The sequence below is a fragment of the Rhodoplanes elegans genome, assembly GCF_016653355.1.
Classification (GTDB): domain Bacteria; phylum Pseudomonadota; class Alphaproteobacteria; order Rhizobiales; family Xanthobacteraceae; genus Rhodoplanes; species Rhodoplanes elegans.
Genome location: NZ_NHSK01000203.1, coordinates 1 through 21,524, shown reverse-complemented (window position 1 = coordinate 21,524; position 21,524 = coordinate 1). Strand labels below are relative to the sequence as shown.

General features: G+C 71.7%; 18 protein-coding genes and 1 pseudogene. 8 read left to right on the top strand and 11 right to left on the bottom strand.

Features of this window, described 5'->3' with window-relative positions:
- Positions 1-187 (bottom strand): hypothetical protein (locus CCR97_RS31420; RefSeq protein WP_207199573.1); only part of this gene is annotated, 187 nt, incomplete at its 3' end.
- A gap of 267 nt (positions 188-454) precedes the next feature.
- Here CCR97_RS31420 and CCR97_RS24055 point away from each other — a divergent pair.
- The 3 genes from CCR97_RS24055 (at position 455) to CCR97_RS24045 (ending at position 5,412) form a co-directional block, all read left to right on the top strand.
- Positions 455-2,365, top strand: coding sequence for an extracellular solute-binding protein (locus tag CCR97_RS24055; protein WP_111359422.1), 1,911 nt, complete (start codon positions 455-457; stop codon positions 2,363-2,365).
- An 85-nt stretch (positions 2,366-2,450) separates the two neighbouring features.
- Positions 2,451-4,019, top strand: coding sequence for an AMP-binding protein (locus CCR97_RS24050; RefSeq protein WP_111359423.1), 1,569 nt, complete (start codon positions 2,451-2,453; stop codon positions 4,017-4,019).
- Between the two features lie 112 nt (positions 4,020-4,131).
- On the top strand, positions 4,132-5,412 hold the full coding sequence (locus tag CCR97_RS24045) for a GGDEF domain-containing protein (protein ID WP_111359424.1): 1,281 nt from the start codon (positions 4,132-4,134) through the stop codon (positions 5,410-5,412).
- A 24-nt stretch (positions 5,413-5,436) separates the two neighbouring features.
- Here CCR97_RS24045 and CCR97_RS24040 read toward each other — a convergent pair whose 3' ends face one another.
- On the bottom strand, positions 5,437-5,679 hold the full coding sequence (locus CCR97_RS24040) for a hypothetical protein (RefSeq protein ID WP_111359425.1): 243 nt from the start codon (positions 5,677-5,679) through the stop codon (positions 5,437-5,439).
- 192 nt (positions 5,680-5,871) lie between these two features.
- Between CCR97_RS24040 and CCR97_RS24035 the strand changes: the two genes are divergently transcribed.
- Positions 5,872-6,597, top strand: coding sequence for a DsbA family oxidoreductase (locus CCR97_RS24035; RefSeq protein WP_111359760.1), 726 nt, complete (start codon positions 5,872-5,874; stop codon positions 6,595-6,597).
- Positions 6,598-6,756: 159 nt separating this feature from the next.
- Here CCR97_RS24035 and mfd read toward each other — a convergent pair whose 3' ends face one another.
- The 4 genes from mfd to CCR97_RS24015 form a co-directional block, all read right to left on the bottom strand.
- Complete coding sequence (mfd, locus tag CCR97_RS24030; protein WP_111359761.1) at positions 6,757-10,287, bottom strand: transcription-repair coupling factor; 3,531 nt, start codon at positions 10,285-10,287, stop codon at positions 6,757-6,759.
- A complete protein-coding gene (locus CCR97_RS24025; protein WP_201159943.1) occupies positions 10,245-10,424 on the bottom strand; it encodes a hypothetical protein in 180 nt (59 codons plus the stop codon). The genes mfd and CCR97_RS24025 overlap by 43 nt, the downstream gene beginning before the upstream one ends.
- Before the next feature lie 48 nt (positions 10,425-10,472).
- Complete coding sequence (locus tag CCR97_RS24020) at positions 10,473-10,763, bottom strand: FAD assembly factor SdhE (RefSeq protein WP_111359882.1); 291 nt, start codon at positions 10,761-10,763, stop codon at positions 10,473-10,475.
- A 192-nt stretch (positions 10,764-10,955) separates the two neighbouring features.
- Positions 10,956-11,525 (bottom strand): DUF2087 domain-containing protein, encoded by a 570-nt coding sequence (locus tag CCR97_RS24015; protein WP_111359881.1) that lies wholly within the window; start codon positions 11,523-11,525, stop codon positions 10,956-10,958.
- Positions 11,526-11,765: 240 nt separating this feature from the next.
- Here CCR97_RS24015 and recG point away from each other — a divergent pair, with 240 nt between their 5' ends.
- The 3 genes from recG to CCR97_RS24000 all read left to right on the top strand — a co-directional run bounded on the left by recG (position 11,766) and on the right by CCR97_RS24000 (position 15,098).
- The gene (gene recG / locus CCR97_RS24010) at positions 11,766-13,865 is read left to right on the top strand and encodes an ATP-dependent DNA helicase RecG (protein WP_111359883.1); all 2,100 of its coding nucleotides are present in this window, start codon (positions 11,766-11,768) and stop codon (positions 13,863-13,865) included.
- 149 nt (positions 13,866-14,014) lie between these two features.
- Positions 14,015-14,356: an HdeA/HdeB family chaperone gene (locus CCR97_RS24005; protein WP_244670641.1), complete on the top strand. Its 342-nt coding sequence runs from the start codon at positions 14,015-14,017 to the stop codon at positions 14,354-14,356.
- A 331-nt stretch (positions 14,357-14,687) separates the two neighbouring features.
- Positions 14,688-15,098 carry a flagellar basal body rod protein FlgC gene (locus tag CCR97_RS24000; protein WP_111360740.1) on the top strand — a complete coding sequence of 137 codons (411 nt, stop codon included), beginning with the start codon at positions 14,688-14,690 and terminating at the stop codon, positions 15,096-15,098.
- A gap of 190 nt (positions 15,099-15,288) precedes the next feature.
- Here CCR97_RS24000 and CCR97_RS23995 read toward each other — a convergent pair whose 3' ends face one another.
- The 5 genes from CCR97_RS23995 to glmU all read right to left on the bottom strand — a co-directional run bounded on the left by CCR97_RS23995 (position 15,289) and on the right by glmU (position 20,674).
- On the bottom strand, positions 15,289-15,870 hold the full coding sequence (locus CCR97_RS23995; protein WP_201159942.1) for a hypothetical protein: 582 nt from the start codon (positions 15,868-15,870) through the stop codon (positions 15,289-15,291).
- A gap of 22 nt (positions 15,871-15,892) precedes the next feature.
- Positions 15,893-16,714: a DUF502 domain-containing protein gene (locus CCR97_RS23990; RefSeq protein WP_201159944.1), complete on the bottom strand. Its 822-nt coding sequence runs from the start codon at positions 16,712-16,714 to the stop codon at positions 15,893-15,895.
- 153 nt (positions 16,715-16,867) lie between these two features.
- Positions 16,868-18,691, bottom strand: a complete 1,824-nt coding sequence (gene glmS / locus CCR97_RS23985; protein WP_111360205.1) for a glutamine--fructose-6-phosphate transaminase (isomerizing) — start codon at positions 18,689-18,691, stop codon at positions 16,868-16,870.
- Between the two features lie 131 nt (positions 18,692-18,822).
- Entirely contained in the window at positions 18,823-19,251 is a 429-nt protein-coding gene (locus tag CCR97_RS23980; RefSeq protein ID WP_201159941.1) for a GNAT family acetyltransferase, read from the bottom strand.
- Positions 19,252-19,309: 58 nt separating this feature from the next.
- Positions 19,310-20,674, bottom strand: a complete 1,365-nt coding sequence (gene glmU, locus CCR97_RS23975; protein WP_111360603.1) for a bifunctional UDP-N-acetylglucosamine diphosphorylase/glucosamine-1-phosphate N-acetyltransferase GlmU — start codon at positions 20,672-20,674, stop codon at positions 19,310-19,312.
- A 169-nt stretch (positions 20,675-20,843) separates the two neighbouring features.
- Between glmU and CCR97_RS23970 the strand changes: the two are divergent.
- A pseudogene (locus CCR97_RS23970) lies at positions 20,844-21,524 on the top strand (hypothetical protein); the annotation flags it as partial.

Below are 21,524 nucleotides of genomic sequence, written 5' to 3'. Positions count from 1 at the left end.
GCTGGGCGGGGCGGGCCGGCTGCGCCGGCTGGGCCTGCGCCGGGCGGGCCGGTTGGGCCGGCTGCGCGGGCTGCTGGGCATGTGCGGCTGGAACGGCCAGCGCCGAGATCGACACGAACGCCGCCATTGCCTTCGAAAGCGATCGCCGCACCGGACGAGCCGGCGCAAATGGGCTCAGACGGGTCATGAAAATCCTCTTTGAGTTGCCGTGTCGCTGCGGCGGCCTGATCGTCGATGCACCGGCGGGCGACGCGTCCCCTGGCGTGGGCTGTAACACCGTCTAAATGCGGCAGTAAAGTGGCCCGGTGGACGACCTTAACACGCTCACGACAAGGGTTTTCGGTTTTCGCCGCAGGTACGCGAGACGGCCCGGCGCGGGGGTGCTGCGATGACGCCCGACGGTAGCAGATCCCGGACCCGCGTCCACGCTCGCGTCCGTGCTAGCGTTCCGCCGATGCGACGAGACCGAATCGCTTGCCGCCCGTCCGCCGTCGGACCGGACCGCCACCCGGCGGACCGATGGCGCGGTGCGGCTGCGATCACGGCCCGCCTGCTCGCGGGTCTCGTGCTCGGCGCCCTCCTGCTCGCCATCCTCCTGCCGACCGGCCAGGCCGCCGCCGGCGAGCCGACCCGAGCCGAGCCGACCCACGCCATCGCCATGCACGGCGCCCCGGCCCTGCCGCCGGACTTTTCCCACTTCCGCTACGCGAATCCCGACGCCCCGAAGGGCGGCCGGCTGACCATGGGGGTGCTCGGCACCTTCGACAGCCTCAACCCGTTCATCGTCCGCGGCGTGCCCGTGCAGGCGGTGCGCGGCCACGTCTACGAGAGCCTGCTCACCCGCGGCTACGACGAGCCGTTCACGCTCTACGGCCTGCTCGCGAGCCGGGTCGAGACCGACCCTGACCGCAGCTTCGTCACCTTCACGATCGACCCCGACGCGACGTTTTCGGACGGCGCACCGGTGACGGCCGACGACGTGATCTTCTCCTGGGAAGTGCTGCGCGACCACGGCCGGCCGAACTACCGCACCTATTACGCCAAGGTGGCGAAGGCCGAGGCGCTCGGTCCACGCGAGGTGCGCTTCGACCTCGCCGGTGCGAACGATCGCGAGCTGCCGCTGATCCTCGGCCTGATGCCGGTGCTGCCGCGCCACGCCGTGGGCCCGGCGCATTTCGAGGAGACGACGCTGAAGGCCCCGCTCGGCAGCGGCCCCTACGTGGTCGAGAGCGTCGACGCCGGCAAGAGCGTCACGCTGGCGAGAAACCCGCGCTGGTGGGGCCGCGACCGCGCCGTCAACCGCGGCCAGTGGAACTTCGACACCATCCGGTTCGACTTCTACCGCGACGACAACGCCTGGTTCGAGGCGTTCCGCAAGGGTCTCTACGACATCCGGGTCGAGACCGATCCGGGCCGCTGGGAGACCGCCTACGGCTTCCCGGCGGTGCGCGACGGCCGCGTCGTCAAGGAGGAGTTCCCGACCGGGCTGCCGCGCGGCATGGCGGCCTTCGTGTTCAACACGCGGCGGCCGGTGTTTTCCGACATCGCGGTGCGCGAGGCGATCATCCGCCTGTTCGACTTCGAATGGATCAACCACAACCTGTTCTTCGACCGTTATCGCCGGACCGGCAGCTACTTCGAGGGCAGCGAGCTGTCGCATCGCGGCCGCCCGGCCGACGCGACCGAGCGCGCCCTGCTGGCCCCCTTCCCCGACGCGGTGCGGCCCGACGTGATGGCGGGCACCGACGCGCCGCCCGTGTCGGACGGCTCCGGGCGCGACCGCGGGGCGCTCAAGGCGGCGCTCGACCTCCTCGCCCGGGCCGGCTATGCGCTCGACGGGGGCGTGCTCCGGCACCGCGCGACCGGCCAGCCGCTGACCTTCGAGATTCTGGTCACCACCAAGGACCACGAGCGCCTGGCGCTCGCCTTCGCCCGCTCGCTCGAGCGCGCCGGCATCGTGCCGTCGATCCGGGTGGTCGACGCCGTGCAGTTCGAGCAGCGCCGCATCCAGTTCGACTTCGACATGATCCCCAACCGATGGGACCAGTCGCTGTCGCCCGGCAACGAGCAGGCGTTCTACTGGGGCTCGGCCGCCGCCGACGAGCCCGGCAGCCGCAACTACATGGGGGTGCGCTCCCCCGCCGTCGACGCGACCATCGCGGCGCTGCTGCGTGCCCGCTCGCGCGAGGACCTCGTCTCGGCCGTGCGGGCGCTCGACCGGGTGCTGATCTCCGGCCACTACGTCGTCCCTTTGTATCACCTGCCCACCCAATGGCTCGCCCGATGGAGCGATGTCCGTCACCCGGCGGCGACGTCGCTGTATGGCTGGCTGCCGGAAACATGGTGGCGCGCGGACGGCCGCTAGATAATCTCGCCAATGGATCGCTCAGACGATTCGCGCGCCGGGGCCACGGCCGCGCACTCGTGATCAGATCCTCTGGGACGCGGCGATGATTCTCGGCGACACCTCTCCGGACGAGCTTCTGCAGGCGCAGCATGCCGGCCGGGTCACCTTCGACGACCTGATCGCCCGCGCCATCGCCCGCGCCCCCGACGCGATCGCCCTCGTCGACGCGCCGCACCGGCCGACCGCCTGCGGCGGGCGTCCGCTGAGCCTCACCTGGACCGAGGTCGACCGCATCGTCGGAATCATCGCGCAGCGGCTGCGCAGCCTGGGGCTGCCGACCGACGCCGTGGTGGCGCTGCAGGGCCCCAACACGGCCGAGCAGATTCTCGCGATGCTCGGCGTGGTGCGGGCCGGCATGATCGCGGCGCCGCTGCCGCTGCTGTGGCGCCGCGCCGAGCTGCGCGAGGCGCTCTCCCGGGTCGGCGCCAAGGCGATCGTCGCCGGCGGCCGGGTCGGCGACACGCGCCTCGTCGACCTCGCCATGACGGCGGCGGCCGACTGCTTCACGGTGCGCTGCGTCGCCGGCTTCGGGCCGGACCTGCCGGACGGCATGGTGCCACTCGATCCGGTGCTGAGCGAGCCCGCCGCCGGGCCGGTGCCGCCGGTCGACCGGCCCGTCAACCCGGCCGCCCATGTGGCGGTCGTCACCTTCGACACCGATCTGGGCGGCCCCGTCGCGGTCGGCCGCAACCAGGTCGAGCTGCTCGCCGCCGGCCTCTCCATCGCGCTCGAATGCCGGATGGAGCACGCCACCACGGTGGTCTCGACCCTGCAGCCGTCGTCGCTCGCCGGCCTCTCGACCGGCCTGGTGCCGTGGCTCTTGCTCGGCGGCACGCTCGCGTTGCACCCGCCGTTCGACGCCGGCGTGCTCGGCGACCAGCTCGACGCGCTCGACGCCCGCGTCCTCACCCTGCCCGGCCCGCTCGCCCAGCGGCTGGCCGAGGCCGGCGTCCTCGGCCGCGCCCCGAAGCTGTCGAGCGTCATCGCCGTGTGGCGGACGCCCGAGCGGCTCGCCGCCGCAGCCGACTGGCCGACACGTGACTGCGCCCTGGTCGATCTCCAGGTGTTCGGCGAGACCGGGCTGATCGCCGCCCGTCGTGGCGCCGACGGCCGCCCCGCCGCCATCACGGCCGGCGCCGTGACGGCGCCCCGCACCACGCCGGGTGCGACCCTGGTCGCCGAGATCGCGCGCTCCGACCTCGGCACGCTGACGATCCGCGGCTCGATGGTGCCGCGGCATCCGTTCCCGCCCGGCGCCGAGCGCGGCAACGCGCCGTTCCTGCAGGTCGGCCCCGATCTCTACGTCGACACCCGCCAGCCCTGCCGGGTCGAGAAGGCGACGAACGTGCTCACGGTGACGGCGCCGCCCTCCGGCTTCGTCTCGATCGGCGGCTACCGGGTGGCGCTCGCCGAGATCGAGCGGGTCACCGACGAGATCGCGCCCGGCACGACGCTGCTCGCGCTGCCCGACATCCTGATGGGCCAGCGCCTGTTCGGCCATGCCGGCCACGGCGAGGAAACCCGCGCGGCGCTGTCGGAGCGCGGCGTCTCGCCGCTCGTCGTCGCCGCCTTCCGGGACCGCCGGGCACCGGCCGCGTCGGCGGCGGCGTGATCACGTCGGTACGCCGTCGTGCGCGCGCCACACGGCGAACATTCACGGAAGCGTTGACGCCGCGTTAACGGCGATCGCATAGGCTGCACGGTGCCCCGCCCGAGGAGTGCCGATGTCGCTGCAAGGCCCCGTGATCGTGATCGCCGAGGACGCCGATCCGGTTCTCGTGCACGCGCTCGAATCCGCCGGGGCCGCCCCGGTGATCGCGGTGCCGTGGACGAAGGCCGCCACGGCGATCGCCAAGCAGGCGCCGGCCGGCCTCGTGATGCCGCAGGCCGCCGACGCGCCGACTGCGAAGGTGCTCGACAAGATCCGGCAGGCGCTCGCCGAGCAGGCGGTGTTCACGCCGGTCCTGGCCGCTCCCGTCGACGGCCTTCGTGATCATCTCCGCGACGCGCTGCCGATCGCCGCCGACGCCGCGTGCGACCGCATCGTGGCGCGGCTCGGCTCGGCGCAGCGCGTCCGCACCCTGCATGCGACCGTCGCGCGTCGCGCCGCCCTGGTCGCGGCGCCGGAGAGCGACGTGCCGGTCGATGCGGCGACGCGTCCCGATACCGACCCGCTCGACGACGCCACCGTGCTGGTGTGCGGGCGCGGCCGCACCTATCCGGGGCTCGGCACCGCGGTCGGCGAGCGGCTTGGCCTGATCGGCGCGCTCGGCATCGAGACCGCCGCCCGTTACCTCAATGCCCGCGACGTCGACGGCATCGTGATCGGCGACGGGTTCGGTCCGCGCACGCTGGAGGCCTTCCTCACGGCGCTCGCCGAGGATCCGCGCTTCCGCGACCTCCCGGTCGCGCTGCTGCCCGAGCTGCCCGCGACCTTCGACGCGGTGCGGCTGCCCAATCTCGAGAACCTGTCGGGCGAGCCGGCCGCGGTCGTCGATGCGCTGGTGCCGCTGGTGCGGCTGCACGCCTTCGAGGCGCGGCTGAGGCGCCAGCTCGCCGCGCTCGACGCGCAGGGGCTCGTCGATCCGGTCACCGGCCTGTTCACCATCGCCGGCTTCCTGCGCGATCTCGCCCGCGCCGTCGAGGAGGCCAAGACGCGCGGCCAGGCGCTTTCCATCGCCCGCTTCTCGTTCCCGCCGACGCTCGACCAGCGGGCCAGCCTCGACGCGGCGCGGCTCGCCGTGCGGGTCGTCCGCAATGTCGACTTCGCCTGCCGGGCGAGCGACGGCTCGATCCTGGTGACGTTCCAGGCGACCCCGCTGGAGAAGGCCCACGCGGTGGCACGCCGCATCGCCAGCGTGCTGCGCCACACCATGCTGGCGCCGGCTGACGACCCGACCGGCCGCATCGACGCCTCCGTGACGCTCGCCATGCTCAAGTCCACCGACACGGTGGAGAGCCTGCTCGCCCGCGTCTCCGAGCCGGCGCCGGTGGCGGCGGAGTGACGTTCGGACACGCCACGGCGCCGCTCACCAGACCGGCACGCCGATCCGCCGCATCACCGAGCCGAACAGCCACGCCCACGCGACGCCGAAGAGTGCTCCGGCCGCCATGACAATGACGACGCCGACCGGTCCGGTCGGCGGGCTCGCCCACAGCATTCCGGCGGTCCACAGGACACCCACGAGAACGGCCGCGGTGCGACGCGACACGCGGGACCGGGGCTCCGGACGGTCCGGCTCGACGGGGGACGGCGCGACGGAATTCTGCATGGCGGTTCCTCCTGGTGCGCCGATCCTGCGCCCAGCGCGGCCGACGGTTCGGTGATCCGGATCACACAAGATCGCCGGCGCCGGCGTAGCCCGCATGGAGCGCAAGCGGAATGCGGGACCGGACACGCCGCCCCGGATTTCGCTTGCGCTCCATCCGGGCTACGGTTTCGTGCCGTCCCGAAGGAGCCCCCGATGACCGACACCGCCCCCGACGCGCCCGTGCTCACGAAAATGCCGATCGACGTCGTCTCCGACGTCGTCTGCCCGTGGTGCTTCATCGGCAAGCGGCGGCTGGAGCGCGCCCTCGAAGCAGTCCCGGACATCCCGGTGACGGTGCGCTGGCGCGCCTACTTCCTGAATCCGTGGGTGCCGCGCGAAGGCATCAGCCGGCGGACGTATCTGGAGAGGAAATTCGGCTCGGTCGAGCGCTACATGGCGAACGCGCCCCGCATGGTCGCCGCCGCCGAGGCCGAGGGCCTCGTCTACGCCATCGACAAGATGACCTGGCAGCCCAGCACCATCGACTGCCACCGCCTGATCAAGTGGGCCGGCGCGCAGCAGCCGGCGCTGGCCGGCGCCATGAAGCAGCGGCTGATGGAGCTGTATTTCGCCGAGGCCGCCAACCTCTCGGAGCGCGACGTGCTGGTGCAGGCCGCAGCCGACGTCGGCCTCGATCCGGACGTGATCACGTCCCGCCTCGCCACCGACCAGGACGAGGCCGCCGTCACCGCGGAAGCCGAGGCGGCCCAGCGCGCCGGCGTCGAGGGCGTCCCCTGCTTCGTGTTCGGCGGCGTGCTCGCCGTGTCGGGCGCCCAGTCGCCCGAGTATCTGTCGGAGGCGATCAGGCGGGCTTTTGATACATTCCAGCAGAAGGTCGCGACGGGCGAGATCGCCGATCCGGAGCGGCGGCCGTATTGAGGCCTCGTGTCCCGGACGCGGTGCAACGCACCGCGAGCCGGGACCCAGGGGCGACCGGACGAAGCCGTGCCGAGCGGCCCCTGGGCCCCGGATCTGCGGCGCATCGGGCCTGCCGGCCCGACGCGCCTTGTCCGGGGCACTCGGACGCATTCTCGGCTGCTACGCCGCCTTCTTGGTCGCGATCGCGGCGAGATCGCGAAGAATCGCGGTGGAGCCCTTCAGCCGGTCCACCGGCTCCTCCCAGTCCTCGAAGAACACCACCTTCATGTCGGGCCGCACCTTGGCCATCACGCCCTGCTTGCGGATGTAGTGCACGAGCCCGGCCGGGTCGGCGAAACTGTCGTCGCGGAACGCGATGACGGCGCCCTTCGGGCCGGCGTCGATCTTCGCGACGTTGGCGCGCCGGCACAGCGCCTTCAGCAGGACCGTCTTCAACAGATAGTCCACCTCGACCGGCATCTTGCCGAAGCGGTCGACCAGCTCGGCCGCGAAGCCGTCGATCTCGCGCTCGTCGTCGAGGTCGGCGAGCCGCCGGTAGAGGGCGAGCCGCACCGACAGATCCGGCACGTAGTCCTCCGGGATCAGCACCGGCATGCCGATGGTGATCTGGGGCGACCAGCGGTCCTCGACGGGCGCGGCGACGCCGGCCTTGAGGCTCTCCACGGCCTCCTCCAGCATCTGCTGATAGAGCTCGAAGCCGACCTCCTTGATGTGGCCGGACTGCTCGTCGCCCAAGAGATTGCCGGCGCCGCGGATGTCGAGGTCGTGCGAGGCGAGCTGGAAGCCGGCGCCGAGCGTGTCGAGCGACTGCAGCACTTTCAAGCGCCGCTCCGCCGTCGGGGTGATCTTGCGGCCCGCCGGGATCGTGAACAGCGCATAGGCGCGCGTCTTGGAGCGGCCGACGCGGCCGCGCAGCTGATAGAGTTGGGCGAGGCCGAACATGTCGGCGCGGTGCACGATCAGCGTGTTGGCGGTCGGAATGTCGAGGCCGGACTCGACGATCGTGGTGGAGAGCAGCACGTCGTACTTGCCGTCGTAGAAGGCCGACATGACGTCCTCCAGCACGGCCGGCGACATCTGCCCGTGCGCCGTGACGACCCGCACCTCCGGCACGTGCTTGTCCAGGAACGCCTTGGCCTCGGCCAGATCCTCGATGCGCGGGCAGACGTAGAAGGCCTGGCCGCCGCGATAGCGCTCGCGCAACAGCGCCTCGCGCACGGTGAGCGGATCGAACGGCGTGACGAAGGTGCGTACCGCGAGACGGTCCACCGGCGGCGTCGCGATGATCGAGAGCTCGCGCACACCCGTCAGCGCGAGCTGCAGGGTGCGCGGGATCGGCGTCGCGGTGAGGGTGAGGACGTGTACTTCCGACCTGAGCTTCTTGAGCCGTTCCTTGTGGGCGACGCCGAAGTGCTGCTCCTCGTCGACGATGACGAGGCCCAGATCCTTGAACTTGATGCCCTTGCCGAGCAGCGCGTGGGTGCCGACCACGATGTCGACCTGCCCCTCGAGGAGGCCCTTCTTGGCCGCCGTCGTCTCCTTCGGCGAGGCGAGCCGCGAGAGCTGCGCGACATTGACCGGGAAACCGTGGAACCGCGACGAGAAGGTGCGGAAATGCTGGCGGGCGAGCAGCGTCGTCGGCACCACGACGGCGACCTGCTTGCCGTTCATCACGGTCGCGAGCGCGGCGCGCAGCGCCACCTCGGTCTTGCCGAAGCCGACGTCGCCGCACACCAGGCGGTCCATCGGGCGGCCGGCCGAGAGATCGTCCAGCACGGCGTTGATGGCGTTGTTCTGGTCCTCGGTCTCGTCCCAGGGGAAACCGGCGCAGAACTCGTCGTACACGCCCTGCCCCAGCGTCAGCCGCGGCGCCTCGTGGAGCTGGCGCTCCGCCGCGATCCTGATCAGCTCGCCGGCGATCTCGCGGATGCGCTGCTTCATCCGCGCTTTTCGCGTCTGCCAGCCGGCCCCTCCCAGACGGTCCAGCTCGACCGCCGTGTCCTCCGAGCCGTAGCGCGACAACAGCTCGATGTTCTCGACCGGGAGATACAGCTTGTCCTGGCCGGCGTAGTGCAGCTCCAGGCAGTCGTGCGGCGCACCGGCCGCCTGGATGGTCTTCAGGCCGACGAAGCGGCCGATGCCGTGGTCGACATGGACGACGAGGTCGCCGGCTGACAGGCTCGTCACCTCGGCGATGAAGTTCTCGGCCTTCTTGCTGGCGCGGCGCTGGCGGACCAGACGGTCGCCGAGAATGTCCTGCTCGCCGATGACGGCGAGCTCGTCGGTCTCGAAACCCGCCTCGATGCCGAACACGGCGAGCCACACCTCGACGGCCGGGCGCGACTTCACCTCGGGCCAGCTCGACACGTGGCGCAGATTGACCAGCTTGTGGTCGGTCAGCACGTTGCCGGTGCGGTCGCGGGCGCCCTCGCTCCACAGCGCGATCACGACGCGCTTGCCGGCGCCTTGCAGCTTTTCCACGTGCTGCTTCAGCGCCTCGAAGACGTTGCCGTCCGGCTTGGCGCGCTCGTCGGCGAAGTTGTGGCCGGCCCGGGTGCCGATGTCGACGACGGTGCCTTGCTGCCCGGCACCTTCCGGCGAGGCAAAATGCGTGACGCGCACCAGCGCCGCGTCGGCGAGCTTGTCGCGCCACTCCGGTTCGCCGAGATAGAGCCGGTCGGGCGGCAGCGGCTTGTAGGGCGGGCCGCCGCCGTCCATCGTCACGGCCTGCTTGCGCGCCTCGTAGTAGTCGGCGATCTGCGCGAGCCGTTCGTGCGCGGCCTCTTCGGCGAGCGGCTCGAGCACGACGGGCGTGTCCGGCACGTAGTCGAACAGCGTGTCCATCCGGTCGTGGAACAGCGGCAGCCAGTGCTCCATGCCGGGATAGCGGCGGCCTTCGCTCACCGCCTCGTAGAGCTGATCGTCCGAGCCCGCCGTGCCGAAGGTCGACACATAGGCCTGGCGGAACTTTCGGATCGTCTCGGTGATCAGCTGGAACTCGGCGACCGGCACGAGGTCGAGCGCATGGAGCTGGTCCTGGGTGCGTTGCGTCTCGGGATCGAAGGTGCGGATCGATTCCAGCGTGTCGCCGAAGAAGTCGAAGCGCACCGGCTCGTCGCGGCCGGCCGGATAGAGATCGATGATGCCGCCGCGCACCGCGTACTCGCCGGGCTCGCGCACCGTCGCGGTGCGCAGATAGCCGTTCAGCTCGAGCCAGCGGGTGATGCCGTCCATGGCAATGCGGTTGCCCGGCGCCGCGGAGAGCGCCTGCCCGGCGATCGGGCGCTTCGCCGGCACACGCTGGACGACCGCGTTGACCGTGGTGAGCAGCACGGTCGGCTTCTCGGAGCCCTTCAACCGGGCGAGCCGCGCCAGCGTGATCATCCGCTCGGCGACGATGCCGGCATGCGGCGAGACGCGGTCGTAGGGCTGGCAGTCCCAGGCCGGGAGCTGAAGCTGGACGAGGTCGGGCGCGAAGAAGCGCAGCGTCCGGCCGAGTTGCGCCATGCGGGCGCCGTCGCGGCAGACGACGAGCAGCGAGACGGCCGGCGCGTCCTTGCGGGCCGCGACGGCGCGGGCGAGATCGCCGAGAACGAAGCCCTCGGCCCCGTCGGCGACGCTGGAAAGGGTCAGGGCGCGGCCGGGCTTCAGCAGGGCGGCGGGGGAATTTGCGGGGGCAGTTCGTGCCATGTCGGACCAGCGATCTTGAACTCGGCATCGTCATGGCCGGGCTCGTCCCGGCCATCCACGATGGCACTGCATTCGGCGTCCTCGGCCGGACGGTCGCGGCCGAAGCAGACGTGGATGGCCGGGACGAGCCCGACCATGACGGCGTCGGTGATACTGGCTTCGTCGACCCCGACTGCGGCGTCGCCCTACACCGCCGCGGCGCCGTGGTCGAAGTCCTTTAGGCGGCGGAACAGCGGCGTGTCGTATTCGGGCGGCACCGGCTTCGACCCCGTGATCCAGGCGTAGAGGTCGAGATCGGGCGCCGCGCACCAGCCCTCGAACTCGGTCACCTCGTCCTCTGTGAGGTCGGCGATCACGGCGTCGGCGAAGCGCCCGGTGAGCAGGTCGAGCTCGCGGGTGCCGCGCCGCCAGGCCCGGAACAACAGTCGCCGCCGCCGCTCCGACAGCCCCGCGCTCGATCGTGTGGTTCCGGTCATGGCACCCTCCCGGCGCCCGGGGCGCCCGCCTGGTCAAAACGCCGAAAGCCCGGACGAGGCCGGGCGCGGGGTTGATATAGCGGCGCGGAGCCGAATCTCCAACGCCGTAGGACGGGCATGCGAAGCATGCCCGCAGTGTCGCGCGTCGCGAGGTGGGACCGCGGGGCAACGGCGAGGACGCCGTCGCCCACCCTACGACGCGGTCCGTGCCGAAAGATGCCGGATCAGCGCCCTCGCCTCGGCCGGCGGGGCCTGCTCGACGCGGCGGTACTCGCGGCCGTCCGGGGTGCGGACGAGGAGGCCGAGATCGACCAGCTCGCGGCGCAGCAGCACGTGGTCGCCGAACCGGTGCGCGGCCTTCAGGGCTTCGTTCACGGCCGGCTCCGTCAGCACCGTGCGGGCCGGCAGCCGCGACCACATCACCCACAGGCAAGGCAGCCGGTCCGAGTGCTTGCCGGGCCAGCGGGACAGCCGGCCCTCGGCGTCGAAGTAGCGGGCGACCCGCTCCACCTTGACGAAGTCGACGGGCGGCTCGGCCGGGACCGGGGGAGCCGGGTTCTCCAGCCGCTCGCGCGCTTCGGCCTGGGCGCGGAAATGCTGGAAGTTGCGGCAGCCGGCGGCGCGCGCCAGCATGTTGAGCAGCTCGACATGGCCGGGCGGCTCGCCGCCGCTAGCGGCGAAGGCGCGGGACAACTCGCCCTTCAGGGCGCGGGCGAGCGCGGACATGTCGTCCGCGATGTACGGAAAGGTCTGACGGGACATCACCTGATCCTCGCCGTGCCGGGCTTTTGCCCGATCCTGACGGACCGTCGTGGTCGCCGGCTTCGACGTGGCACGGGACAGGGTGTCCGAAGACTACGTTGTCGACCGTGGCGGAGCGTGATGGCAGGTTTAGCTCCCCTTCCGGGGCGGCGACGCCTGGGTGAACTGCCGACCGAGGTGCGATATACGGCAGCGATCCACGCCGTGCAAGCATTCGCACGGCCGCCGCCGGACAAGACCGTGAGACCCACCGCCCTCAATGCCCTGTTCGCCCCGGTGACCACCCTCACGGGGATCGGGCCGAAGTTCGAGCGGCTGTACCGCCGCCTGCTCGACCGCGACGAGCCCCGCGTGCTCGACCTCGTCTTCCACCTGCCGACCGGCGTGGTCGACCGGCGGGCGCGGCCGCTGCTGCGCGACGTCAAGCCCGGCCAGATCGCGACCGTTCTGGTGACGGTCGACCGCCATCGCCCGCCGGCGCCGGGCCGCTCGCGTGCGCCCTATCTGATCTATGCGAGCGACGGCACCGGCGACCTGATCATCACCTACTTCAAGGCGCGGCCCGAGGTGATGGAGAAGCTCCTCCCCGTGGGCGAGACGCGGTGGGTGTCGGGCACGGTCGCGACCTATGACGGGATGCTGCAGATGGTGCATCCCGATCGCGTCGTCACCGAGCAGGACGTCGCCAAGATGCCGGCCGTCGAGCCGGTCTATCCGCTGACCGAGGGCCTGTCGCCGTGGGGCGTGCGGCGCGCCGTCGAGGCGGCGCTCACAAAGGTGCCGGCGCTGCCCGAATGGCAGGACGCGGCGTTCCTGGCGGTGCGGAAGTTCCCGGCCTTCGCAGACGCGCTGCGCAGCGTCCACCGCCCTACGACGCCCGACGACGCTTCGCCGGAAAAGGCCGCGTGGTCGCGCCTCGCCTATGACGAACTCCTGGCCGGCCAGCTCGCGCTGATGATGATGCGGGCCCGCATGAAGAAGGCCGCCGGCCGCTCGACCACGGGCGATGGTCGCATCCGTGAGAAGCTGCGCGCCGCCCTGCCCTGGACCCTCACCGCCTCGCAGGCCAAGGCCGTGCAGGACATCGCGGCGGATCTGGAGAAGCCCGAGCGCATGCTGCGGCTGCTGCAGGGCGACGTCGGGTCCGGCAAGACGGTCGTCGCGCTGTTCGCCTGCGCGGCCGCCGTCGAGGCCGGTAGCCAGGCCGCCCTGATGGCGCCGACCGAGATCCTGGCGCGCCAGCATCTGAAGACCATCGCACCGCTCGCCGAGACGGCCGGCCTGCGCGTCGCCATCCTGACCGGCCGCGAGCGCGGCCGCGAGCGCACCGAGACGCTGCAAAAGCTCGCCGACGGCGAGATCGACATCCTGGTCGGCACCCACGCGATCTTCCAGGACGAGGTGGCGTTCAAGGATCTCGCCCTCGCCGTCGTCGACGAGCAGCACCGCTTCGGCGTCCATCAGCGTCTCGCGCTCGCCCAGAAGGGCCGCGCCGTCGACGTGCTGGTGATGACGGCGACGCCGATCCCGCGGACACTCGTGTTGACGTATTTCGGCGACATGGACGTCTCGGAGCTGCGTGAGAAGCCGGCCGGGCGAAAGCCGATCGACACCCGCACCGTGGCGCTCGACCGGGTCGACGACGTCGTCGCGGCGGTCGGCCGCGCCATTGCGGAGGGGCGGCAGGTCTACTGGGTCTGTCCGCTGGTGGAGGAGTCCGAGACGATCGATCTCGCCGCCGCGCAGGACCGTTTTCGCGATCTGTCGGGGGTGTTCGGCGACGGCGTGGTCGGCCTCGTGCACGGCAAGATGCGCGGCACCGAGAAGGACGCGGCGATGGCGAAGTTCGCCGCCGCCGAGACCATGCTGCTGGTCGCCACGACCGTCATCGAGGTCGGCGTCGACGTGCCGCGCGCGAGCGTGATGGTGATCGAGCACGCGGAGCGCTTCGGCCTCGCCCAGCTCCATCAGCTGCGCGGCCGCATCGGCCGCGGCTCGGAGAAATCGACCTGCCTGCTGTTATACAAGGCGCCGCTCGGCGAGGCGGCGAAGGCGCGGCTCGCCACCATGCGGGACACCGAGGACGGCTTCCGCATCGCCGAGGAGGACCTGAAGCTACGCGGCGAGGGCGACGTGCTCGGCACGCGACAGAGCGGCCTGCCGGGCTTCCGGGTCGCCCGTATCGAGGTGCACGGCGAGCTGCTGCAGGCGGCGCGCGACGACGCCAAGCTGATTATGGAGCGCGACGGCGGCCTCGACGGCGAGCGCGGCGCGGCGCTGCGCACCCTCCTCTACCTCTTCGGCCGCGACGAGGCGGTGCGGCTGATCCGCGCCGGGTGACGCGCGATCACGGGCTTGTGCGCAGCCCGTTGCGAACTTTTCGCAGGTCCCCAGGGACGAAGCTCCGCACTCTCAGCATAATGCGTGCCGCCTCGGTCCGAGGCAGCGGGCGACGCATGGTCGTCCGTTTTCACCAGGAGCCTGTGCCCATGATCGGACGTTTCTCCGTCGGACGTTTCGCCCCCGGACGTTTCCCTCGTGCACGTCTCTCGCCCGCGATGCTCGCCGCCGCCCTCGTGATCGGCCTCGCGGCGCCGGCCTCGGCCGAAAAGTTCGATCTCTCGACGCTCTCCTGCAAGCAGTTCCTGGCGAGCAGCAAGGACGACATCACCATCACGCTCGCCTGGCTCGACGCCTATTACCGCGACGAGGACGATCCGCCGATCATCGACACCGAGCGGCTCGAGGCGAACACCAAGAAGCTCGCCCAGTACTGCAGCGAGAACCCGAATGTCGGCGTGATCACGGCGGCCGACAAGCTGTTCGACTGATCTGCGCGACTTGACGCGAAACCGTGACCAGATCGGCGCTCGACCCGATCTCGGCCTCTCGATGGTCGTCGTCCGCGCAGGCGGACGACCCAGTATCCACCGACGCCCGACATGACGTCGAAGCGCTTCAGCGTACTGGGTGCTCCGCCTTCGCGGAGCACGACCGGCGACAGGTCTAGCGCTCGAGCAAGCGCTGACCGGTTCGCCCCTGCACCGCATCGTTAACAAATCGTGACAGACGCGGCCCCCGTTTCGGCGGCCGCGTGAACCCGCCCTTGGCGGGTCGCGTGGCCCACTCGGCGGACGTCGATCCGCCGCCACGAGGCCCCGCGTGAGTTCCATCGCCACCATCGCACTGTCCGGCATGACCGCGGCGGTCCGCCGCGTCGAGGTGTCGGCCAGCAACATCGCGAACGTTCGCTCGACCGGCGCGCTGCCCGGGAAGACCGGCGCCGTGCCGGCCGGCCAGCCGAGCGCCTATTCGCCGCTGCGGGTGAACCAGACGGCGGCCGCGGCGGGTGGCACCCAGACGACCGTAACGACCACGGGCGAGCCGCCGGTGCCGACGCCGGACCCGCAGGCGCCGTTCGCCGATCCGAACGGCATGGTGGCGGCACCCGCCGTCGACCTCACCCGCGAGATTGTCGAGCAGGTGATCGCGAGCTACACGTTCACGGCCAACGCGCGGGTGATGAAGGCCGGCCACGAGATGACCAGGACGTTGCTCGACGCCAAGGCGTGATCGGCGCGCCGGCGCGGCACGCCCAATCACCACTGGCGGGCTTTGCGTTATTCGGTCATTCCGGGGCGGCGCGCCGCGCCGAACCCGGAATCCAGCCCAGACTGTCGAGCTCGCCGCTGGATTCCGGGTTCGCGCCTTCGGCGCGCCCCGGAATGACGAATTCTGCCAAGGCCTCCACGGGCGAGAGGCGCTATCGCACCAGCACGGCCCGGTAGCGCTCGTGGACCACGGCGACCGGCCTGCCGTCCGGCAGGGCGAGCGCGGCGCGGTGCTCGAAGACGTGGACGGCCGCGGCGTCCGGCCCGGCGTCCCGGGTCGCCGCCTCGACCACGTCGGGCGGCGCGACGCTGACGTGGAAGGTCCGTCGCCGCGGCTTCAAATCGGAGATCGCCTCGCCGAACGGCGTGTCGCCGCACAGGCGCTCGCGCATCGCCGCGGTCAGGCGGTCGGCGAAGTACCAGTTCACCGCATCGACGAGCACGATCCCGCCGAGCCGGATGTCGACCCGCCGCAGCGTCGTCCCGCGGGCATCGCCACCGAGTGCCGCCCGGCTGTCGGGATCGAGCACGGCGGGCGCCGGCTGGTCGTGCCGCCGCACCGTGATGCGGCCAGAGCCGAGGCCGCGGGCGCAGCACCAATCCTCCAGGGCTCTCGTGGCGAGCTGGGTGAGCAGCAGGCGGCTGCTCAGCGCCTCGGCCGCACGCACACCGTGCAACGACTCCGGCTGGAGCGAATCGGACGGCAGCACGCCGGGCACCACGACCTGAACCATGCGCGCCCGGCCCGCCGCCTGCTCAACCGGCCGTGGCCGCGGCCTTGCGGGCCGTGTCGCTGTCGCGGTCGCCACCCTCGCGGTCGCCACCCTCGCGGTCGCCACCCTCGCGATCTTCGGCGGCGTGCTCGGCCGCCGCCGCCTTGCCGGCGGCCTCGGCCGCCTGGATGGTCTGGGCCGCGGCAGCCAGCGCCGCGATCCTCTTCTGGCCGTCGCCGTTCGGCTGGATCATGCCGGCCGACATGACGAGCTTGGCGGCCGCCTCGACCGTCATGTCGAGCTCGATGATCCGGCTCTTCGGCACGTAGAAGAAGAAGCCCGTCGTCGGGTTCGGCGTGCACGGCATGAAGCAGGAGACGTGCTCCTCGGCCGGCAGCCGGTCGGAGACCTGCTGGCCCGGCGAGGCGGAAAGGAACACCAGCGACCACATGCCGGGCGACGGGAACTCGATCAGCGCCACCTTGCGGAAGCTCGAGCCGCTCTCCGAGAACAGCGTCTCGAACACCTGCTTGAGGCCCTTGTAGAGCGAGCGCACGAGCGGCATGCGATCGAGCAGCCGCTCGCCGAACTCGACCAGCGTGCGACCGACCAGGTTCGCCGTGAAGAAGCCCAGCATGGTCAGCGCCAGGAACGCGATGATCAGGCCCGTGCCCGGGATGCGCCAGGGCAGATAGGTCTCGGGCCGGTACTGCATCGGGATGAAGGGCTGCACCAGCGCATCGACCCAGGTGACGAAGGACCAGGTCAGCCACAGCGTGATGGCGACCGGCCCGGCGACGACGAGGCCGGTGAGGAAGTAGTTTCGCAGCCGCGCGCCGCCCCCGAGCGACGGCGTCGGGTGCACGAGCGGCTTGTCGGTCGACTTGGACGCCCCTGAGTGCGACGCCCCGATGTGCGGGTCCGCGGGCGGCTTCGGCGTGTCGGTCACGGTCGTCGGCCCTGTCTTCGCGGTCGGCCGCGCGGCGCGGTGCGCGCGGCCCGGCGATCGCCGTCGAATCTATTCGACCGTGACCGATTTGGCGAGGTTGCGCGGCTGGTCGACGTCGGTGCCCATGATGACGGCCGCATGGTAGGCGAGCATCTGCACCGGCACCGCATAGACCATCGGCGTGACCGAGGCCGGCATGTGCGGGAGCACCAGCGTGGCGAGCGATTCGACCGCCGCCTCGGCGAGGCCCTGCGGATCGGTGAGCAGGATGATCTTGCCGCCGCGGGCGGCGACCTCCTGCATGTTCGACACGGTCTTCTCGAAGACGCGGTCGTGCGGGGCGATGACGATCACCGGCATCGTCTCGTCGATCAGCGCGATCGGCCCGTGCTTGAGCTCGCCGGCCGCGTAGCCCTCGGCATGGATATAGGAGATTTCCTTGAGCTTCAGCGCGCCTTCCAGCGCCAGCGGGAAGCTGGTCCCACGGCCGAGATAGAGCACGTCGCGGCTCTTGGCGATGTCGCGGGCGAGCTTCTCGACCTCCGGCTCGAGCGCCAGCGCCGCCGTCATGTGGCGCGGCACCTCGATCAGGGCCCGCACGAGGCGGCGCTCGTCGTCCTCGGACAGATTGCCGCGGGCACGGCCGGCTGCGATGGCGAGACAGGCCAGCACCACCAGCTGGCAGGTGAAGGCCTTGGTCGAGGCGACGCCGATCTCGGGACCGGCGAGCGTCGGCATCACGACGTCGCTCTCGCGCGCGATGGTCGAGGTCGGGACGTTGACGACCGAGACGACGTGGTGGCCGTTCGCCTTGGCGTGCCGCAGCGTCGCCAGCGTGTCGGCGGTCTCGCCCGACTGGGAGACGAACACCGAGAGGTCGCCGGGCGTGAACGGGGCGTCGCCGTAGCGCAGCTCGGAGGCGATCTCGATCTCGACGGGCAGCCTGGCGAATCGCTCGAACCAGTACTTGCTGGTCAGGCCGGCGTAATAGGCGGTGCCGCAGGCCGCGATGGTGACGCGCTGCACGGTCCGGAAGTCGAACGGCAGATCCGGGAGCACCACGCGCTCGTTGGCGAAGTCGACATAGTGCGCCAGCGTGTGCCCGACCACCTCGGGCTGCTCGTGGATCTCCTTCGCCATGAAGTGGCGGTAGTTGCCCTTGTCGACCAGGAAGGCCGAGGCGGCCGACTTCATCGTGGCCCGGTTCACCGGCGCGCCGGTCTCGTCGTAGACCTGGAGGCCGCCGCGCTTCAGCACCACCCAGTCGCCGTCCTCGAGATAGCTGATCGTCGAGGTGAAGGGCGCGAGCGCGATGGCGTCGGAGCCGAGATACATCTCGCCGTCGCCGTGGCCGACCGCGAGCGGCGAGCCGCGCCGCGCGCCGATCAGCAGATCCTCCTCGCCCTCGAACAGGAAGCCGAGCGCGAAGGCGCCGCGCAGCCGCGGCAGCGCCGCCTTGACGGCGGCGACCGGCGACAGCCCGGTCGCCATCAGGTGGTCGACGAGGTGCGCCACCACCTCGGTGTCGGTCTCGGTGACGAAGCTCGCCCCGTTGCCCTGGAGCTCGTGGCGCAGCTCGTTGAAGTTCTCGATGATGCCGTTGTGGACGACAGCGACCCGCTTACCGGCATGCGGATGCGCGTTCGTCTCGTTCGGCCGGCCGTGCGTCGCCCAGCGGGTGTGGCCGATGCCGATGGTGCCGGCGAGCGGCTCATGCTCCAGCCGGTGCTCCAGGTTCTTGAGCTTCCCCTCGGCGCGGCGGCGCGTCAGGTGGCCGTGCTCCAGGGTGGCGACGCCGGCCGAATCGTAGCCGCGGTACTCGAGCCGCTTGAGCGCGTCGACCATCCGCGGCGCGACCGCCTCGCGCCCGAGAATTCCGATGATTCCACACATGGGAGGCTACACCTTTCTGCGGCAGGAGGGCCCGGCGGAGCGGCGCGTGACCGGCCCCCTGGCAGGACCTGGAGATCGTCGGCCGCCGCCCGGTCCCGAGGGCTGCGACGCGCAGTCCACCGCCCCGGCGACTATGGCGGCGCGTTCAACCACTTGGCCATCATCACCCGCGGTGCCGTCGCGAAGCCGAGCTGCTCGTAGAAGGCGACCACCCCGGTATTTGTCTCCCGCACCAGCAGATGAGCCTTCGCGACACCACGACGGCGCAGCCACGCCTCGGCCGCCGCGACCATCGCGCGGCCGATGCCCCGGCCGCGCGACTCGGGGTCGGCGGCGACATAGTAAAGCCACCCCCGGTGGCCGTCGTGCCCGACCATGACGGTGCCGACGATCCGGCCGGCATCGTCGGTTCCGACCAGCACCTCGGAGGCCGCCCCGGCCCGGGCGAAGCGGAAGTCCGCGGCCGGGTCGTTGTAGCTCACCGTGAGGCCGCAAGCACGCCACAGGGCGACGACGGAATCCTCGTCCTCGGCGGCGGCGGGCCGGATGGTCGGTGTCATGCTGCCCTCGTGGGCCGGCCCGGGGCCGGGCCGGCGACGCAGCGCCTCTGCGCCCCGATCACGACTTCTTCTTGGCGGCCGCCTTCTTGGCGGCCATGACGGCGCGCCAGCGCGCCGCCCAGCCTTCCTTGACGGACTGCTTGCCGCGGGCGACGGCGAGACCGTCGGCGGGAACGTCGGCCGTGATCACCGACCCGGAGCCGACATAGGCACCGTCGCCGATCTTCACGGGCGCGACGAGCGAGGAGTTCGAGCCGATGAAGGCGCCGGCCCCGATGTCGGTCTTGTGCTTGAGAATGCCGTCGTAGTTGCAGGTGATGGTGCCGGCCCCGATGTTGGCCTTCGCCCCGATGCGGGCGTCGCCGATATAGGTGAGGTGGTTCGCCTTGGCGCCGGCCTCGACGGTTGCGGCCTTGATCTCGACGAAGTTGCCGATGTGGACGTCGCGCTCCAGCACGGCGCCGGGCCGCAGGCGCGCATAGGGGCCGACGGTCGCGCCGGGCCCGACCGTCGCGCCCTCCAGATGCGAGAAGGCACGGATGACGGCCCCCTCCGCCACGCTCACGCCGGTGCCGAACACCACATAGGGCTCGATCGTCACGTCGCGCGCGATGCGGGTATCCCACGCGAGGTGCACGGTCTCGGGCGCCGCCATGGTGACGCCGGCATCGAGCAGCGCGGTCCGCAACCGCTGCTGCAGCACGGCGCCGACCTCGGCGAGCTGCGCCTGGGTGTTGACCCCCAACACCTCGCTGTCGTCCGCGGCCTCGGTGACGACCGCGCGAAGACCCGCCTTGCGGGCGAGCTCGACCACGTCGGTGAGATAGAACTCGCCCTTGGCGTTGTTGGCGTCGATGCGATCGAGCAGCGCCAGCGCATGCGCTCCCGAGATCCCCATCAGGCCGGCATTGCACAGGCGGATCGCCTTCTCGCCGGCGCTCGCGTCCTTCTCCTCGCGGATGGCGACGAGGTCGTCGCCCGTCGTGACGAGGCGGCCGTAGCCGGTCGGATCGGCCGGGCGGAAGCCCAGCACCGAGACGGCGGCGCCGGCGGCGAGCGGGGCGCGCAGCGCCGCGAGCGTCTCGGGCCGGATCAGCGGCGTGTCGGCGAAGGCGACCAGGATGTCGTCGGCGCCCGCCTCCAGGGCGGCCCGGGCGGCCAGCACGGCATGCGCGGTGCCGCGGCGCTCGGCCTGGATGAACACGGCGGCGTCGGGCACCTGCGCGGTCACGGCGGCCGTGACGGCGTCGGCGTTCGGCCCGACCACCACGGCGACGCGGCTGCCGGTCGCCTGCACGGCGGCGAGCACGTGGCCGACCAGCGGGCGGCCGGCGATCGCATGCAGCACCTTCGGGCGCGACGAGCGCATGCGCGTACCCTCGCCCGCGGCGAGAACGACGGTCAGGCAGGATCGCGCCGACATGAGGCCCCCTGGTCGGGTCCGGGGCCCCGGCCCCGGACGAATGCGCCCTCATAGCCTGCCGAAAGCCCCCCGAAAAGTCGGAACCGGTGCCTGCCGGACACGGCGGGCGCGACCGAATTCTGGTAGGTTTTCGTCAGTCGATTCGTAGTTTTAAGGCGACATGACGGACGTGGCCCGGCAATCCTTCCTGGACGACGGCGACGAGGGCGGCGGGACGAGCCCGCTGCTGCGAACCGTCGTCTGGGGCCTCACCGCATGCGGTGCGCTGGCCGTCGCCGTCCTGGCGGCCCAATCGCAGATGGGCGAACGGCGCGTCGCCACCGCCGTGGCGACAGCGACACCGGCGCCGGTCGCCGTGCAGGGCGAGGCCATCCACGAGGCGGCCAACCAGGCCGTCCTGCGCGCCTTCGAGGCGGAGCGCGAGGCGAAGCGTCTCGCGGAGACGGTGCGGGCGCTCCAGGCCGACCGCGACACGCTCGCCGGCCGGGTCGCCAAGCTCGAAAGCCAAGTCGAGGACCTCACCGGGTCGGTCGCGGCGATCCAGGCGAAGCGCAGCCCCGGCGGCTCGGAGCTCGGCGACCTGATGGCGGTGCCGCCGAGCGCCGCCGCGGGCACGTTCCGGCCGCCGGCCGGGGCCGAGCCGGCGCGGCCGGCCCTGGCGCCGGTCGCTTCGGCGGACCCGCGAACGCTGCCGCCGATCGAAGCCGCGGACCCAGTTACGACCGCCACGGTCCCCCCGACCATCGCGAGTGCGCCCGAAGAGCCCGGCGCCGTTTCGGTCGCCGGCACCGTCGCCGGCATGCCGGCGAGCGAGATCCCGCTGCCGCGGCCCGGGCGGCGAGCGTCTGGG

Coding starts and splice junctions, on each gene's coding strand:
- CCR97_RS23980 (WP_201159941.1), bottom strand. CDS start 19,251: ATGACACCGACCATCCGGCCCGCCGCCGCCGAGGACGAGGATTCCGTC.
- CCR97_RS24050 (WP_111359423.1), top strand. CDS start 2,451: ATGATTCTCGGCGACACCTCTCCGGACGAGCTTCTGCAGGCGCAGCAT.
- CCR97_RS24015 (WP_111359881.1), bottom strand. CDS start 11,525: ATGTCCCGTCAGACCTTTCCGTACATCGCGGACGACATGTCCGCGCTC.
- CCR97_RS24025 (WP_201159943.1), bottom strand. CDS start 10,424: ATGGTCGGGCTCGTCCCGGCCATCCACGTCTGCTTCGGCCGCGACCGT.
- CCR97_RS24045 (WP_111359424.1), top strand. CDS start 4,132: ATGTCGCTGCAAGGCCCCGTGATCGTGATCGCCGAGGACGCCGATCCG.
- CCR97_RS23995 (WP_201159942.1), bottom strand. CDS start 15,870: ATGGTTCAGGTCGTGGTGCCCGGCGTGCTGCCGTCCGATTCGCTCCAG.
- mfd (WP_111359761.1), bottom strand. CDS start 10,287: ATGGCACGAACTGCCCCCGCAAATTCCCCCGCCGCCCTGCTGAAGCCC.
- glmS (WP_111360205.1), bottom strand. CDS start 18,691: ATGTGTGGAATCATCGGAATTCTCGGGCGCGAGGCGGTCGCGCCGCGG.
- CCR97_RS24055 (WP_111359422.1), top strand. CDS start 455: ATGCGACGAGACCGAATCGCTTGCCGCCCGTCCGCCGTCGGACCGGAC.
- CCR97_RS24040 (WP_111359425.1), bottom strand. CDS start 5,679: ATGCAGAATTCCGTCGCGCCGTCCCCCGTCGAGCCGGACCGTCCGGAG.
- CCR97_RS24020 (WP_111359882.1), bottom strand. CDS start 10,763: ATGACCGGAACCACACGATCGAGCGCGGGGCTGTCGGAGCGGCGGCGG.
- CCR97_RS24005 (WP_244670641.1), top strand. CDS start 14,015: ATGATCGGACGTTTCTCCGTCGGACGTTTCGCCCCCGGACGTTTCCCT.
- glmU (WP_111360603.1), bottom strand. CDS start 20,674: ATGTCGGCGCGATCCTGCCTGACCGTCGTTCTCGCCGCGGGCGAGGGT.
- CCR97_RS24035 (WP_111359760.1), top strand. CDS start 5,872: ATGACCGACACCGCCCCCGACGCGCCCGTGCTCACGAAAATGCCGATC.